Raw genomic sequence first — 16,633 nt, 5'->3', positions numbered from 1 at the left:
TTGTGTTGGCGTGCCAGCGGCGCGCCAACACATATCGATGTGGCAAAATTTGTCAAAATGACCGAATATATGCTAACTGCTTCTGTCGATCCGATTGAGGTTGTGCGCAGGCATTCGCTGACGACGCTGGTCCGCGACGAAATCGAACGGCACATCGTCGAAGGGGCGCTCGAGCCGGGCGACAAACTCAACGAAGCCGATTGGGCCGCGCGTCTGCAGGTATCGCGCGGGCCGGTGCGCGAGGCGTTCCGCGCGCTGGAGCAGGCCGGCCTGGTGCGCACGGAGAAAAACCGCGGTGTGTTCGTGCGCACGGTGTCGCTGACGGAAGCGGATGAGATTTACGCGGTGCGCGCGGTGCTCGAAGAGGCGGCGTGCCGGATGCTGGCTGCGCGTATCGATGCACGCGAACTGGCCGCGTTGCGCGAGTGGCTCGACGCGATGCGCGCGGCGCTCGACGCGCAGGACCACGATGCCTACGCGCGCGCCAACGTGGCGTTTCACGACGCGATCGTGGCGGCGTCGGGCAACGTCAAGCTGTATGAGACGTATCGAAGACTGGTGAGCGAACTGAGCCTGTTTCGCCGCGCCGCGCTGGTGGTGCATGCCGACGCGATGGAGCGCTCGCTGGCCGAGCATCGCGCGATCCTGACGGCGCTGGCCTCGCGCGACGCCGAACATGCCGCAACGCTAATGCATGCGCATGTGAACGGCGGCCTGCAGCGCGCGCGTGAGGCGTGCGAACCGGCGGGGCCGTTGGGCGCGGTGCGGATGCCGGTGGCATCGAACGATTGAGACTGGTTGTAATGGATTGACTGGAGCACGTGTGCTCTTCACGCATGGAAGATAGAGATGGAAAACGCAAATACAAACGCAAGCGCAAGCGAACGTACGATTGAAGTTAACGGCCGCAGCTACCGGCTGCCCTCGCAACCGACCGTCGTGGTGTGCGTCGACGGCTGTGAATACGATTACCTGGAAGCCGCGGTCGCAGCGGGCGTCGCGCCTTTCCTCGGCAAAATGATCGAGGGCGGCGCGGCCTTCAAGGGCGACTGCGTGATTCCGTCGTTCACCAACCCGAACAATCTCTCGATCGTGTGCGGCGTGCCGCCCTCGGTGCACGGCATTTGCGGCAATTACTTCTGGGACCCGGACGCAAATGGCGGCGAAGGCGCGGAAGTGATGATGAACGATCCGGCCTATCTGCGCGCGGGGACTTTGCTGGCCGCTGCTGCCGAAGCAGGCGCCGCGGTCGCCGTGGTTACCGCGAAAGACAAGCTGCGCCGGCTGCTCGGCTGGCAACTGAAGGGCATCTGCTTTTCGGCGGAAAAAGCCGACAAGGTGACGCGCGAAGAAAACGGCATCGATGAAGTGCTCGACCTGGTCGGCTTGCCGGTGCCTGACGTGTATAGCGCGGGTTTGTCCGAATTCGTGTTCGCCGCCGGCGTGCGGCTTGCCGAAACCCGCAAGCTCGACCTGATGTATCTGTCGACCACCGATTACATCCAGCACAAATGGGCACCGGGCACCCAGGGCGCGAACGACTTCTACGCAATGATGGACGGCTACCTCGCGAAGCTCGACGCGCTCGGCTGGGTGATCGGCTTGACCGCCGACCACGGCATGAACGCCAAGCACGACCCGAAAACCGGCGAGCCGAATGTGATCTATCTGCAGGACGTGCTGGACGATTGGCTTGGGGCCAGCAAAGCGCGCGTGATTCTTCCGATCACCGATCCGTATGTCGTGCATCACGGCGCGCTCGGTTCGTTCGCGACGGTTTACCTGCCGCACGATGTGAGCGTCGGCCAGGTGATCGAGCGGATTGGTGGTTTGCAGGGCATTGAAGTCGTGCTCGACAATCGCGCCGCATGCGAGCGCTTCGAGCTACCGAACGACCGCGTCGGCGACATCGTGGTGGTCAGCACCACGCAAGTGGTGCTCGGCACGCGTCGCGATGAACACGATCTGTCCGGATTGACGGTGCCGTTGCGCTCGCACGGCGGGATTTCGGAGCAGGAGGTGCCGCTGCTGTTCAATCGCCGCGTCGAAGGATTGCGCACCGATAAGCGGTTGCGCAACTTCGATATCTTCGACGTCGCATTGAATCACGTGTCGGCATCATGAACGCCGTGCTGCGGGACCATCCGGCGTTTCGGGCGGAAGCGCTGCGGCTCAAGGGCGAGCGCGCGACGCGCTCGCGCACGCTCGACGTGTTCGATCCTTATACGGGGACGCGGGTGGGCACGGTCCCGTTGGCGAGCATCGACGACGTGCGCGCCGCGTTCGACTATGCCGCGGCGTATCAGGCGACGCTCACGCGTTACGAGCGTTCGCAGATTCTTGAGCGTGCCGCTGCATTGCTGCGGGAGCGGACCGAGGACGCGTCGGACCTGATTTCGCTCGAGTCGGGTTTGTCGAAGCAGGATTCGCGCTACGAGATCGGCCGCGTTGCCGATGTGTTCAAGTTCGCTTCGATCGAAGCCTTGCGTGACGACGGGCAGAGTTTTTCCTGCGATCTCACGCCGCATGGCAAGAAGCGTCGTGTGTTTTCGCAGCGCGAGCCGCTGGCTGGGGTGATCGTCGCAATTACGCCGTTCAACCATCCGATGAACCAGGTCGCGCACAAGATTGCGCCGGCGATCGCGACGAATAATCGTGTGGTGCTCAAGCCGTCGGAAAAGGTGCCGCTGTCGGCGCTGTATCTGGCCGACATTCTTTATGAAGCGGGTTTGCCGACACCGATGCTGCAGGTGCTGACTGGCGATCCGCGCGAAATCGCCGATGAGCTGATCACGCATCCGCTGGCCGAGCTCGTCACTTTCACGGGCGGCGTGGCGATCGGCAAATATATCGCGTCAAAGGCGGCCTACCGGCGCATCGTGCTGGAATTGGGCGGCAACGATCCGCTGATCGTGCTCGAAGACGCCGACCTCGATCGTGCGGCGACGCTTGCAGTGCAAGGTTCGTATAAGAACTCCGGCCAGCGGTGTACCGCGGTCAAGCGGATGCTGGTGCAAAAGAGTATCGCGGCGGATTTCACCGATCTGGTCGTGGAGAAGACGCGTGCATGGACCTATGGCGATCCGTTCGATGCATCAAATCAGATGGGCACCGTGATCGACGTCGCCGCCGCACAGTTATTCGAGGCGCGTGTGAATGAGGCGATCGCGGCCGGCGCGCGCTTGCGGATCGGCAATCAACGCGTCGGCGCGCTGTATGCGCCGACGGTGCTGGATGGCGTCGATCCGTCGATGGCGCTGGTGCGTGAAGAAACCTTCGGCCCCGTGTCGCCGATCATCGCCTTCGACACGCTCGACGACGCCATCCGTATCAGTAACGGGACGCCGTTCGGGCTGTCGTCGGGGGTGTGCACGAACCGGCAGGACGCAATCACGCGCTTGATCAACGAATTGCGCGTGGGGACGGTCAACGTGTGGGAAGTGCCGGGATACCGGATCGAGCTGACGCCGTTCGGCGGCATCAAGGATTCCGGGCTTGGCTATAAGGAAGGCGTTCAGGAGGCGATGAAGAGCTTCACCAACCTGAAGACCTTTTCATTACCGTGGGAGTAAGAGCGTGGCACTGAGTTTGAACGACATCCGTTCGTTATTTGAACAGTACGGCAGCCTCGCCTATAGCGGCGAGCCGGTGACGCAGCTTGAACATGCGCTGCAAAGCGGCGCGTTGGCGGAAGAAGAGGGCGCCGACGACGACCTCGTCACCGCTGCGTTTTTGCACGACCTCGGGCATCTGCTGAATCTGCAGGGCGAGACGCCGACGGGGCGCGGCATCGACGATCTGCATCAGTATTTCGCGCTGCCGTTCTTGCGGCCGGTGTTGTCTGATGCGGTGCTGGAGCCGATCCGGCTGCACGTCGACGCCAAGCGCTGCTTGTGTGCAATCGACGATACGTACTTCGGCCAGCTTTCCGCCGATTCGGTGCGAAGCCTGGAACTGCAAGGCGGCATCTTCAGTAAGGAAGCGGCCGAGGCGTTTCTGCAGAAGCCCTACGCGGAAGACGCATTGCGCCTGCGCAAGTGGGACGATCGCGCAAAAGAAGCGAATCGCGCGACGCCGGGTCTCGATCACTATTTGGGCGTAGTCGAGCGCGTGATGCAGAAGCGCGTGGCCGGCTGAACGAGATGGTTTTCGGCTGATCTTCGGGTTCGCTTGTTGCGCCATCTTCGCGCCATTTCCCGCGCAATCTATGCGTATCAAAATAACGCTTGCAAGGCACGGTTCGGCTCGCTAGAATCTCGCTCTTTCGTGCTTCGGACAACGGGGCACGGGAGGCGGGAGAGCCAGCAGTGGCAAGGCTTTCAGCGAAGTGAGCGGGTTGAGAAAGTTAGAAAAACCTGTTGACGGCGTAGCGAAAGTTCTTCATAATCTCGTTTCTCTGCTGCTGATGCAGCGACGCAGAACGAAGCGGTACCGGGTGGTTGTGGTGTTGAAGCTTGATGCCAGCAGCGCGCGGTGCGGTTCCGGTAGTGAATGCGTAATCGATCTTTAAAAATTAACAGCCGATAAGTGTGGGCGCTTGATGCGCGACGCGCAGTGAACTCTTCGGGGTTTGCTGGAAGCGAAAGTATCAAGTCTCACACAGTAATGAAAGGAAGGTTTTCCTGCTGGGGTGGAAACACGCTGGCAGGAGGATCATTCGTCAGTACGTTGAGTGAGCGACCGGTTCGTAACAGAACCGAAAAACAGTAACAGGTTTGAACTGAAGAGTTTGATCCTGGCTCAGATTGAACGCTGGCGGCATGCCTTACACATGCAAGTCGAACGGCAGCACGGGGGCAACCCTGGTGGCGAGTGGCGAACGGGTGAGTAATACATCGGAACGTGTCCTGTAGTGGGGGATAGCCCGGCGAAAGCCGGATTAATACCGCATACGCTCTACGGAGGAAAGGGGGGGATCGCAAGACCTCCCGCTACAGGGGCGGCCGATGGCAGATTAGCTAGTTGGTGGGGTAAAGGCCTACCAAGGCGACGATCTGTAGCTGGTCTGAGAGGACGACCAGCCACACTGGGACTGAGACACGGCCCAGACTCCTACGGGAGGCAGCAGTGGGGAATTTTGGACAATGGGCGCAAGCCTGATCCAGCAATGCCGCGTGTGTGAAGAAGGCCTTCGGGTTGTAAAGCACTTTTGTCCGGAAAGAAAACCTCTGGGTTAATACCCCGGGGGGATGACGGTACCGGAAGAATAAGCACCGGCTAACTACGTGCCAGCAGCCGCGGTAATACGTAGGGTGCAAGCGTTAATCGGAATTACTGGGCGTAAAGCGTGCGCAGGCGGTCCGCTAAGACAGATGTGAAATCCCCGGGCTTAACCTGGGAACTGCATTTGTGACTGGCGGGCTAGAGTATGGCAGAGGGGGGTAGAATTCCACGTGTAGCAGTGAAATGCGTAGAGATGTGGAGGAATACCGATGGCGAAGGCAGCCCCCTGGGCCAATACTGACGCTCATGCACGAAAGCGTGGGGAGCAAACAGGATTAGATACCCTGGTAGTCCACGCCCTAAACGATGTCAACTAGTTGTCGGGTCTTCATTGACTTGGTAACGTAGCTAACGCGTGAAGTTGACCGCCTGGGGAGTACGGTCGCAAGATTAAAACTCAAAGGAATTGACGGGGACCCGCACAAGCGGTGGATGATGTGGATTAATTCGATGCAACGCGAAAAACCTTACCTACCCTTGACATGTATGGAATCCTGCTGAGAGGTGGGAGTGCCCGAAAGGGAGCCATAACACAGGTGCTGCATGGCTGTCGTCAGCTCGTGTCGTGAGATGTTGGGTTAAGTCCCGCAACGAGCGCAACCCTTGTCCCTAGTTGCTACGCAAGAGCACTCTAGGGAGACTGCCGGTGACAAACCGGAGGAAGGTGGGGATGACGTCAAGTCCTCATGGCCCTTATGGGTAGGGCTTCACACGTCATACAATGGTCGGAACAGAGGGTCGCCAACCCGCGAGGGGGAGCCAATCCCAGAAAACCGATCGTAGTCCGGATCGCACTCTGCAACTCGAGTGCGTGAAGCTGGAATCGCTAGTAATCGCGGATCAGCATGCCGCGGTGAATACGTTCCCGGGTCTTGTACACACCGCCCGTCACACCATGGGAGTGGGTTTTACCAGAAGTGGCTAGTCTAACCGCAAGGAGGACGGTCACCACGGTAGGATTCATGACTGGGGTGAAGTCGTAACAAGGTAGCCGTATCGGAAGGTGCGGCTGGATCACCTCCTTTCTCGAGCTAACGTGTCAATGCGTTGAGCGCTCACGCTTATCGGCTGTGAAAAAGACAGACTCAGGGGTCTGTAGCTCAGTTGGTTAGAGCACCGTCTTGATAAGGCGGGGGTCGATGGTTCGAATCCATCCAGACCCACCACTGTTTCTGCGGTGGCTGCGCTAATGACTGAAACCCCTGGGGCATCAATACAGATAGCAATATCTGTGTGTGACTGGGGGATTAGCTCAGCTGGGAGAGCACCTGCTTTGCAAGCAGGGGGTCGTCGGTTCGATCCCGTCATCCTCCACCAATCTTCAATGCCGGTTTTACTGCGGCGGACCTTGCAAGAGGTTTGCGGTGTAGTGAAACAGGCATTGGCGATTGAGCCAGTCAGAGTGATAGGTGGTCATAGCGACCATCATATCGGCTGTCGTTCTTTAACAATCAGGAAGAAGTAGTAAAGAGATTCACGAAAGATCACTTAGAGATGGGTGGTTGAGTAGGTGAATCAGGGTTGTGATTGTATCAATGTATGAAAAGGTAATCGAAAGATTGCCTTGGAATACGGCGCAACACGAATACTCAACCTGTAGCGATTGTGGCGAGGCATGGATCTTCGGATCGGTGTTGAGACACACCCGTTATAGGGTCAAGCGAACAAGTGCATGTGGTGGATGCCTTGGCGATCACAGGCGATGAAGGACGCGGTAGCCTGCGAAAAGCGACGGGGAGCTGGCAAACGAGCTTTGATCCGTCGATGTCCGAATGGGGAAACCCACCTCTTTTGAGGTATCCGTGACTGAATACATAGGTCACGAGAAGCGAACGCGGTGAACTGAAACATCTAAGTAACCGCAGGAAAAGAAATCAACCGAGATTCCCAGAGTAGTGGCGAGCGAAATGGGATCAGCCTGTACTCTTTATCTTCATTGTTAGTCGAAGGCTCTGGAAAGTGCCGCCATAGCAGGTGATAGCCCTGTAGACGAAAACAGCGAGGAAGAACTGGGTGTACGACAAGTAGGGCGGGACACGTGAAATCCTGTCTGAAGATGGGGGGACCATCCTCCAAGGCTAAATACTCGTGATCGACCGATAGTGAACCAGTACCGTGAGGGAAAGGCGAAAAGAACCCCGGGAGGGGAGTGAAATAGATCCTGAAACCGCATGCATACAAACAGTCGGAGCCTCGTAAGGGGTGACGGCGTACCTTTTGTATAATGGGTCAGCGACTTACATTCAGTGGCAAGCTTAACCGATTAGGGCAGGCGTAGCGAAAGCGAGTCCGAACAGGGCGTTCAGTCGCTGGGTGTAGACCCGAAACCAGGTGATCTATCCATGGCCAGGATGAAGGTGCGGTAACACGTACTGGAGGTCCGAACCCACTAACGTTGAAAAGTTAGGGGATGAGCTGTGGATAGGGGTGAAAGGCTAAACAAACCTGGAAATAGCTGGTTCTCTCCGAAAACTATTTAGGTAGTGCCTCGTGTATCACCTTCGGGGGTAGAGCACTGTCATGGTTGTGGGGTCCATTGCGGATTACTACGCCATAGCAAACTCCGAATACCGAAGAGTGCAATCACGGGAGACAGACATCGGGTGCTAACGTCCGGTGTCAAGAGGGAAACAACCCAGACCGCCAGCTAAGGTCCCCAAATATTGCTAAGTGGGAAACGAAGTGGGAAGGCTAAAACAGTCAGGAGGTTGGCTTAGAAGCAGCCATCCTTTAAAGAAAGCGTAATAGCTCACTGATCGAGTCGTCCTGCGCGGAAGATGTAACGGGGCTAAGCAATATACCGAAGCTGCGGATGCACATTTATGTGCATGGTAGGAGAGCGTTCCGTAAGCCTGCGAAGGTGCATTGAAAAGTGCGCTGGAGGTATCGGAAGTGCGAATGCTGACATGAGTAGCGATAAAGGGGGTGAAAGGCCCCCTCGCCGTAAGCCCAAGGTTTCCTACGCAACGTTCATCGGCGTAGGGTGAGTCGGCCCCTAAGGCGAGGCAGAAATGCGTAGCTGATGGGAAGCAGGTTAATATTCCTGCACCATTGTTAAATGCGATGGGGGGACGGATCGCGGAAGGTTGTCCGGGTGTTGGAAGTCCCGGTCGCTGCGTTGGAGAAGGCACTCAGGCAAATCCGGGTGCGTAATTCAAGGGCGTGGCGCCATTCACTTAGGTGAAGAAGCAATCGGAAGTGGTTCCAAGAAAAGCCTCTAAGCTTCAGTTTAACAAGACCGTACCGCAAACCGACACAGGTGGGCGAGATGAGTATTCTAAGGCGCTTGAGAGAACTCGGGAGAAGGAACTCGGCAAATTGGTACCGTAACTTCGGGATAAGGTACGCCCCTGTAGCCTGACGCGCCTGCGCGCTTAGGGTGAAGGGGTTGCAATAAACTGGTGGCTGCGACTGTTTAATAAAAACACAGCACTCTGCAAACACGAAAGTGGACGTATAGGGTGTGACGCCTGCCCGGTGCCGGAAGATTAAATGATGGGGTGCAAGCTCTTGATTGAAGTCCCGGTAAACGGCGGCCGTAACTATAACGGTCCTAAGGTAGCGAAATTCCTTGTCGGGTAAGTTCCGACCTGCACGAATGGCGTAACGATGGCCACACTGTCTCCTCCCGAGACTCAGCGAAGTTGAAGTGTTTGTGATGATGCAATCTCCCCGCGGCTAGACGGAAAGACCCCATGAACCTTTACTGTAGCTTTGCATTGGACTTTGAACCGGTCTGTGTAGGATAGGTGGGAGGCTTTGAAGCGTGGACGCCAGTCTGCGTGGAGCCGCCCTTGAAATACCACCCTGGTTTGTTTGAGGTTCTAACCTTGGTCCGTGATCCGGATCGGGGACAGTGCATGGTAGGCAGTTTGACTGGGGCGGTCTCCTCCCAAAGTGTAACGGAGGAGTACGAAGGTACGCTAGGTACGGTCGGAAATCGTGCTGATAGTGCAATGGCATAAGCGTGCTTAACTGCGAGACCGACAAGTCGAGCAGGTGCGAAAGCAGGTCATAGTGATCCGGTGGTTCTGTATGGAAGGGCCATCGCTCAACGGATAAAAGGTACTCTGGGGATAACAGGCTGATACCGCCCAAGAGTTCATATCGACGGCGGTGTTTGGCACCTCGATGTCGGCTCATCTCATCCTGGGGCTGTAGCCGGTCCCAAGGGTATGGCTGTTCGCCATTTAAAGAGGTACGTGAGCTGGGTTTAAAACGTCGTGAGACAGTTTGGTCCCTATCTGCCGTGGGCGCTGGATATTTGAAGGGGGCTGCTCCTAGTACGAGAGGACCGGAGTGGACGAACCTCTGGTGTACCGGTTGTCACGCCAGTGGCATCGCCGGGTAGCTATGTTCGGAAGAGATAACCGCTGAAAGCATCTAAGCGGGAAACTCGCCTTAAGATGAGATATCCCCGGGGCTTCGAGCCCCTTGAAGGGTCGTTCAAGACCAGGACGTTGATAGGTCAGGTGTGGAAGCGCAGTAATGCGTTAAGCTAACTGATACTAATTGCCCGTAAGGCTTGATCCTATAACCGGTGTGTTTTACTACGCCACGGTTGAGATCACGTGTTGTGCCAGAAACAACACAACCCCAACAGCTTTACCCCTGGTGAGCATCACCAGAAACTACTTCTTCCAGATTGGTTGTACTGCTCCACGAGCAGTGCGACAACAAGTCATGCCTGATGACCATAGCGAGTCGGTCCCACCCCTTCCCATCCCGAACAGGACCGTGAAACGACTCCACGCCGATGATAGTGCGGATTCCCGTGTGAAAGTAGGTAATCGTCAGGCTCCCCTGCAGTAACAGAAACCCCACCCCCAAAAGGTGGGGTTTCTGCGTTTACCATCTGCAAAAACAGGCACAGAACGGGCCTTCGCCTCCAGCCGTGCCATCACGACTGCGATGGCACGCTCCGCCGGCACTTCGCCCAGGTGGTCCATCCGTCGTAACGGCCGGATCTGGAAACATCGCGCGACAAGGCCCGATGCGCTCACACTGCTCCGGCGTCACTCCTTCCCGATCCGGAGTGCGTTCGCATATCCCGTCAGTTCCAGATAAGCACGTCCAACGTCCGCGCCGTCGCGGCTCACCCGCACGGCGCCTTCCCAATACACTGCGCCGGTCGACTGGCGGGAATCGAGTTCCTGGTCGTCCATCAACGGATCGAGGCGCAACGTGCCGGTTTTAACCGTCATCGAGACGGGATACGGCGTGTTCGTGCGTGGCGAGCGCCATGTGCGAACCGGAGCGAAGTGACCTGCTCGTCACAATGGCTGGATCTGGAAACATCGCGCGACGTTGCCCATACACCCCAATCTTCCGGCGCTCACTCCTTTCCGATCAAAAAAATTGCTGCTCTCTGGCAGACCCTTGGTGCAATCACAAATGGCCTGCCACTTCGCTAATCGCGTCGCTGCCTTACCCAAGCGCGGTCTCTGCACTTCGCCTTAAATCTGTCTCAATGCGCAGCGACGTCCCCGTCCTCGATGTTAGCCGCCCCTACCGGCGTGACGCCATCGGCTGCATACATCTGGCCAACCTCCGCAAGCAACGCCTCATCGCGTGCAATCATCTTCGGCAGATGCGCGCGTAAGAACTCGACCCACGTGCGCGTCTTCGCGTCGATGAATTTGCGTGAGGGATACAGTGCGTAAACGTTCGTCTGCTGCAGCGTATATTCGGGCAACACGCGGATTAACGTCCCGTCACGTAACCCGGCAATCGCCGCGTAGAGCGGCACCATACCAATGCCCATTCCTTCGCGAATCGCGACGATCAGAGATTCGGCGATATTCACCTGCACGGGGCCGTTCACTTCCATCACCTCGCTGCCGTGCGGGCCGTCGAGCACCCATTCGTGGGGCGGAAATGCAGGTGTGTGCAGAATCAAACACTCGTGATGCGCCAGATCGCTGGGCCGTTGCGGCGCGCCATGAGCGTGCACATACGCAGGCGATGCACACAAGATGCTGAACGTTGTACCCAGCAGGAGCGATACGAGGTCCGAATTGGGCAAAGTCGAGGCGCTGATCACGGCGACGTCGGCACTCCCTTCGAACAGATCAGGCATCCGCTGCGATAACGTCAGCTCGACGGTCACTTCGGGATAAAGCGCGCGATACCGGGAAATAGCCGGCAGCACGTAATGCTGGCCGATGCTGGCGAAGCTGTGCATGCGCAACGCGCCGCTGGGGCGTTCGTGGGCACAGCTTGCTTCTTCTTCCGCAGTGTCGACATCTGCAAGGATTTGCTGAGATCGCTTCAGGTATCGCTCGCCAGCTGTGGTGAGCGCAAGGCGCCGCGTCGACCGGTTCAGCAGGCGCGTGCGCAGATGCGCTTCGAGTTCCGAGACGGCGCGGGACATCGCGCCTGTCGTCGAGTTGAGCGACTGCGCGGCGGCGGTAAAACTACCCGCTTCGACCACGCGCACGAACACTCGCATATTTTGTAACGTATCCATCGATCCTTCTATTTCACAGCAGAAGCCGTATTGTCCGCCTATCCCGCAAGCTCATTGTTGTTCGTTCTGGAAGAGACGTTCCGCGGCCATCCTATTAATGCGCGCAGCGCATGCTCCTACAATCGGCGCCTTGCCTGCCGGTGCGCGCAGCAGCGTTCACCGGCGCTTCTATCAGCGACAAACCGGGGCGCGCTGCTTTCCAATGAAACGCCAACATGCGATCAAACCGACGGCGGATTCCCGCCGGCAGTGGAGCGTCATGTTGCCAACGCTCAGTCCGGCCATTCGCGACTGGGCGAACAGCGACGGTCTGATCGGGCTGCATCTGCTGAAAACGGTCGCCGCGGGTTTGCTGGCGCTGGGTATTGCGATGTTGCTGGATCTCCAGCAGCCGCGCATCGCGATGACAACGGTGTTCGTGCTGATGCAGCCATTCAGCGGCATGGTGCTCGCCAAGAGTTTCTATCGGATTCTCGGCACCGCGGCGGGCACGGTCGCGGCCCTGACGCTCGGCGCGCTATTCGTCCAGCAACCCGAGTTGTACATGCTCGGCATGATCGGCTGGGTGAGCGCCTGTATCGCAGCGGCGGTCCGATATCGGCATTTCAGATGGTACGGTTTTGTGCTGGCAGGTTATACCGCTGCCCTGATCGGCATTCCAAATGTCACGACGCCTCACAACCTGTTTCTCGCGGCGCTCACGCGCGCGGCGGAAGTGGCGGTTGGCATCGTGTGCTCGAGCGCGGTGAGCGCGCTGGTTGTGCCACAGCGTTCCAGCCTTGCATTGCGGCGCGCGCTCCACATTCGATATATCAATTTTACTGCGTTCGCTGCCGAGGTGCTGGGTCGTGGCATCGAGCGCGGCCAGTTTGAACGGCGCTTTGCGGACCTCGTCGACGAGATCGTCGGGTTTGAAGCGACGCGAACATTTGCTGCCTTCGAAGATCCGGCCATGCGTTCACGCAGCCAGCATCTCGGTCGTCTAAACGGCGAATTCATGGACGCGTGCGCGCGGCTGCATGCACTGCATCAATTGCTCAAACGTCTGCGCGTGAACGGCCTCAGTCGAATAGTCGATGCGATTACGCCGTACTTCCACGAGCTGTCGGTATTGCTGGCATCAACTCAGGACGCGAACGCCGACGCAGCGCGCGTGGCCGCCGGTCTACGGCTCTTCCAGACGAGCTTGCCACGGCGCGTGCGCGAAACGAGACGGCCGTTGGAAGCCGCACCCGCTGAATCGCTGGCGGATTTCGATACGGCTGCGGAACTGCTATATCGTTTTGTCGACGAATGGATCCGTTACTCCGAGACTTACGCATCGTTGGCGCGGCGCAAGCCAGGAGTCGAGCCGCGCACGCCCGGCGGCTACGTGAGCAAGACGAACAGCTTTGTGGTCGCGTTTACCTTTGCCAGGTCGGCAGTCATCATGGCGATCGCCGGCTGGTTCTGGATCGCCACCGACTGGCCCAGCGGCGGCCTGGCGGTGATCGGCGCGGCGCTTGTCTGCGCGTTGACGTCGACCGCGCCGAACGCGTCGAAAATGGCCGTGCAGATGGCAGTCGGCGCAGTGCTGGCGACCATGACCGGCTATCTTTTCACGTGCTACGTCTATCCCAACATCGACGGTTTTCCGCTGCTTTGCGCGACGCTTACCCCGGTGCTTGCATTCGGCGCGTTCATCGCATCGCGCAAGTTCGCGGCAGGGTATGGCATCGGCTTTTCGGTGTTCTTCTGCCTGCTCGCCGGGCCGGACAACGTCGTCACGTATGCGCCCGATCTGCTGCTCAACAACGGCATAGCGATCACGGCCTCGCTCCTGCTCGCGGCGATCGTGTTCGCGGTGGTTTTTCCCTCGGATATGCCGTGGCTCACCGAGAGAATCAAGGGCGATTTGCGCGCGCAAGTTGTGTCCGCATGCAAGGACGAACTGCCCGGCCTTAATCAGCGCTTTCAGTCGAGCACCCACGATCTGACCTCGCAGTTGCGCATGCTGTTGACACGGCGCTCCCGCCGCCGCCGCGATGCCTTGCGCTGGATGCTCGTCACGCTCGAAGTAGGGCACGCCGTGATCGATCTGCGCAATGAAGCGGCGCGTGCCAGCTACGCGCAAGCGCTTCATTCACGCTGGGGCAGCAGCCTCGCCCAGACCGAAGGCGACCTCGCGCGGCTCTTCGCGCGTCCCAACTCGCATGCTGTCGAGCGGGCTCTTATATCCGTGCGCTCGACTACGTGGATCGTGCAGGACGTCCTGGAAGCCGTTCATGCCGACCGCGACAGGCGGCATGACCTGCAGCGCATCCTCAGTTGTCTGCACTTCATCCGCACAGCGTTGCTCGATAAAGACGCGCCTTTCAACGCGCGCTGACCCATGCGCGTTGGACCAGACGTTCGCCCCGATCCTTCTGCCAGATGGAAAGATCACTTCCGTCCAGCCCGGTTTATCCATGTAGGTGGCAGTCATATAGTTTCACCACTGCCACGCAATCCCCTCAAAGGGAGTTCCTGCGGGACGGAACCGTAAGTATTGGAGAACGAAATGAATATGTTGAAAATTGCCTTGATTGCCTGCTCCCTGTCCGCTGTTGTCGCTCATGCACAGACCGCACCGGCTGCCCCGGAACAACAGGTCGCGCAAGCGAATGCACCGCGCGCCAACAATGTCGTCGAGAAAAATCGCATCACTGTACCGAAGGCCAAGGCCGAAGAATGCGTCGGGCCCGTGAGCTTCTGCAATATCTACTTCGGCAGCTAAACAGCGCCACGAGCAACATCAGCAGTGCTGCAGGATCTTCGCGGGAATTTCACGCGACGAAACATCTGGCCGCGACGCCGTCCCATCGAGACGCCGCGGCTGGTGCGACAATCTGGCTACTGAGCGAAGCACGCCGCAGACGTGCGCACCGGTAGACCGGACTGGTGACTATGGAGAGACTCAGTTTCATGTATCAAGACCGGATTCGTTGCTCCGCGCTCCGCGGAAAAATCACTTCAGCCGCCGAGGCGGCGCTTCTGATTCAGGACGGCATGCACGTCGGCGCCAGCGGCTTTACGCGCGCGGGCGACGCCAAAGCTGTCCCTGTCGCACTCGCCGAGCGGGTTCGTCAGGAAGGCAAGCCGCTGCAAATTACGTTGATGACCGGCGCATCGCTTGGCCATGACGTGGATCGCATGCTCACCGAGGCGCATGTGTTAGCGCGCCGCTTGCCGTTTCAGGTCGACAAGACCTTGCGCGATGCGATCAATCGCGGCGAAGTCATGTTCGTCGATCAGCATTTGTCCGAAACCGTCGAGATGTTGCGCGCAAATCAACTCGGCAAACTCGACGTCGCCATTATCGAAGCTGCCGCGATCACCGAAACCGGTGGCATCGTGCCGACCACTTCAGTCGGTAACTCGGCCAGCTTCGCGATCCTCGCCGACAAGGTCATCGTCGAAATCAATCTCGCCCAGCCGCTCGCTCTCGAAGGGCTGCACGACATCTGGATTCCGGGCCGCAGACCGAATCGCGATCCGCTGCCGATCGTGCGTCCGCAAGATCGTGTCGGCGCGCAGGCCATCGAGATTCCGCTCGACAAAATCGCGGCGATCGTGATTACCGATAAGGCGGACAGTCCGTCCACGGTACTGCCTGCGGATCCGGAAACCGAATTGATCGCAGGCCATCTGATTGAGTTTTTCCAACACGAAGTGTCGCGCGGGCGCATGCCCCGACACTTGCCGCCGTTGCAGGCGGGTATCGGCACGATTGCCAATGCGGTGCTGGCCGGCTTCGCCGATTCGCCCTTCGGCGCGTTCGAGATTTACTCAGAAGTACTGCAGGATTCGACCTTCGATCTGATGGACGCCGGCAAGGTGACGTTCGCCTCGGGTGCATCGATCACGTTGTCGGCCGCGCGTCAGGCGCAGGTGTTCGGCGAACTCGAGCGCTATCGCGATCGCCTGGTGCTGCGTCCGCAGGAGGTGAGCAACCATCCTGAAGTGATTCGCCGGCTTGGTTTGATCGCGTTGAATACCGCATTGGAGTTCGACATCTATGGCAATGTGAATTCCACCCACGTGGGCGGCACGCACATGATGAACGGCATCGGTGGTTCGGGCGATTTTGCACGCAATGCGTCATGCGCGATCTTCGCGACGAAGTCGATGGCGAAGGGCGGCCGCATCTCAAGTGTCGTGCCGATGGTCCCGCACTGCGATCACAACGAACACGATGTGGACGTGGTCGTAACGGAGCAGGGCTTGGCCGACCTGCGCGGCCTCGCGCCACGAGAACGCGCGATGTTGATCATTGAGAACTGCGCACATCCGCTCTATCGCGATCTGCTTCGCGACTATTATCGGGACGCCTCGCAATGGGGTGGGCAAACGCCGCATCAGTTGGACCAGGCTTTCGCCTGGCATATGCGGCTGCGTGACACCGGCTCGATGTTGCCGACAGTGCAAGCGCTTCTCTAAACTTCAGATAAAACCGGCGTCAGGCGGCATTTACCCCCGACGCCGTAAGACATCAGGTGCTACGCTCAGGTACCGCGCCGAACAAGCCGGATAAGAAACAGCAGAATGACGGCGCCGATCACAGCGGTAATGATCGAACCGATCCAGCCGCCGCCGAGCGAAATGTGCAGCACGCCGGCAAGCCAGCCGCCGATGAACGCACCGACAATCCCGACGATGATGTCGACGATCAGACCGAAGCCGCCGCCCTTGACAAGCACGCCAGCCAGCCAGCCGGCGATCGCGCCGATGATGAGCCATGCAATGATGCCGTGTTCCATAATCGAGACTCCATGGTTGAGTGTGAAAAATTCACGGTGACAGAGCTTAGTCGAAGGTTATGGGACAGTCCATATTCAGGACGCTGAATTAACATTGTCTAAATCTATTGCAAGCTAAGTGTAGACGATGCGCGCGAATACGGGGGGAGCTTACGCGTGGCGA

Annotated in this window: 9 protein-coding genes, 2 tRNA genes, 3 rRNA genes and 1 pseudogene; 12 read left to right on the top strand and 3 right to left on the bottom strand. The window is 58.5% G+C overall.

Annotation, left to right across the window (positions count from 1 at the left end):
* Positions 1-57 precede the first annotated feature (57 nt).
* The 9 genes from P0D84_RS32125 (at position 58) to rrf (ending at position 10,022) form a co-directional block, all read left to right on the top strand.
* Positions 58-792 (top strand): phosphonate utilization associated transcriptional regulator, encoded by a 735-nt coding sequence (locus P0D84_RS32125; RefSeq protein WP_408343305.1) that lies wholly within the window; start codon positions 58-60, stop codon positions 790-792.
* A 57-nt stretch (positions 793-849) separates the two neighbouring features.
* Positions 850-2,124 carry a phosphonoacetate hydrolase gene (phnA, locus tag P0D84_RS32120; RefSeq protein WP_408343303.1) on the top strand — a complete coding sequence of 425 codons (1,275 nt, stop codon included), beginning with the start codon at positions 850-852 and terminating at the stop codon, positions 2,122-2,124.
* Positions 2,121-3,572, top strand: a complete 1,452-nt coding sequence (phnY, locus tag P0D84_RS32115; protein ID WP_408343301.1) for a phosphonoacetaldehyde dehydrogenase — start codon at positions 2,121-2,123, stop codon at positions 3,570-3,572. Before phnA ends, phnY begins: the two co-directional genes overlap by 4 nt.
* A 4-nt stretch (positions 3,573-3,576) precedes the next feature.
* Positions 3,577-4,137: a phosphonate degradation HD-domain oxygenase gene (locus P0D84_RS32110; RefSeq protein ID WP_408343299.1), complete on the top strand. Its 561-nt coding sequence runs from the start codon at positions 3,577-3,579 to the stop codon at positions 4,135-4,137.
* Positions 4,138-4,717: 580 nt separating this feature from the next.
* Positions 4,718-6,248 (top strand): 16S ribosomal RNA (locus P0D84_RS32105).
* Positions 6,249-6,312: 64 nt separating this feature from the next.
* Positions 6,313-6,389 (top strand) — tRNA-Ile (locus P0D84_RS32100).
* A 75-nt stretch (positions 6,390-6,464) separates the two neighbouring features.
* Positions 6,465-6,540 (top strand) — tRNA-Ala (locus P0D84_RS32095).
* A gap of 337 nt (positions 6,541-6,877) precedes the next feature.
* Positions 6,878-9,756 (top strand): 23S ribosomal RNA (locus tag P0D84_RS32090).
* Positions 9,757-9,909: 153 nt separating this feature from the next.
* Positions 9,910-10,022, top strand: a 5S ribosomal RNA gene (rrf, locus tag P0D84_RS32085).
* The 16S, 23S and 5S rRNA genes sit together here with 2 tRNA genes alongside, the layout of an rRNA operon.
* 216 nt (positions 10,023-10,238) lie before the next feature.
* Here the strand turns inward: rrf and P0D84_RS32080 are convergent.
* Together P0D84_RS32080 and P0D84_RS32075 are read right to left on the bottom strand one after the other, a co-directional pair.
* Positions 10,239-10,484: pseudogene (locus tag P0D84_RS32080) on the bottom strand (lipocalin family protein); the annotation flags it as partial.
* A 206-nt stretch (positions 10,485-10,690) separates the two neighbouring features.
* Positions 10,691-11,692: a LysR family transcriptional regulator gene (locus P0D84_RS32075; RefSeq protein WP_408343297.1), complete on the bottom strand. Its 1,002-nt coding sequence runs from the start codon at positions 11,690-11,692 to the stop codon at positions 10,691-10,693.
* 202 nt (positions 11,693-11,894) lie between these two features.
* On the opposite strand from P0D84_RS32075, the gene P0D84_RS32070 reads away from it, so the two are divergent.
* The 3 genes from P0D84_RS32070 to scpC all read left to right on the top strand — a co-directional run bounded on the left by P0D84_RS32070 (position 11,895) and on the right by scpC (position 16,150).
* A complete protein-coding gene (locus P0D84_RS32070) occupies positions 11,895-14,060 on the top strand; it encodes an FUSC family protein (RefSeq protein WP_408343295.1) in 2,166 nt (721 codons plus the stop codon).
* A 171-nt stretch (positions 14,061-14,231) separates the two neighbouring features.
* Positions 14,232-14,447 carry a hypothetical protein gene (locus P0D84_RS32065; RefSeq protein WP_408343293.1) on the top strand — a complete coding sequence of 72 codons (216 nt, stop codon included), beginning with the start codon at positions 14,232-14,234 and terminating at the stop codon, positions 14,445-14,447.
* A 188-nt stretch (positions 14,448-14,635) separates the two neighbouring features.
* Entirely contained in the window at positions 14,636-16,150 is a 1,515-nt protein-coding gene (scpC, locus tag P0D84_RS32060; RefSeq protein ID WP_408343291.1) for a succinyl-CoA:acetate CoA-transferase ScpC, read from the top strand.
* A gap of 65 nt (positions 16,151-16,215) precedes the next feature.
* Here scpC and P0D84_RS32055 read toward each other — a convergent pair whose 3' ends face one another.
* On the bottom strand, positions 16,216-16,470 hold the full coding sequence (locus P0D84_RS32055; protein ID WP_028197420.1) for a GlsB/YeaQ/YmgE family stress response membrane protein: 255 nt from the start codon (positions 16,468-16,470) through the stop codon (positions 16,216-16,218).
* Between the last annotated feature and the right edge of the window lie 163 nt (positions 16,471-16,633).

The sequence above is a fragment of the Paraburkholderia sp. RL17-337-BIB-A genome (assembly GCF_046025895.1).
GTDB lineage: Bacteria > Pseudomonadota > Gammaproteobacteria > Burkholderiales > Burkholderiaceae > Paraburkholderia > Paraburkholderia fungorum_C.
Note: the sequence above shows the minus strand (reverse complement) of the source record. Positions and strands in the feature narration are given on the sequence as shown.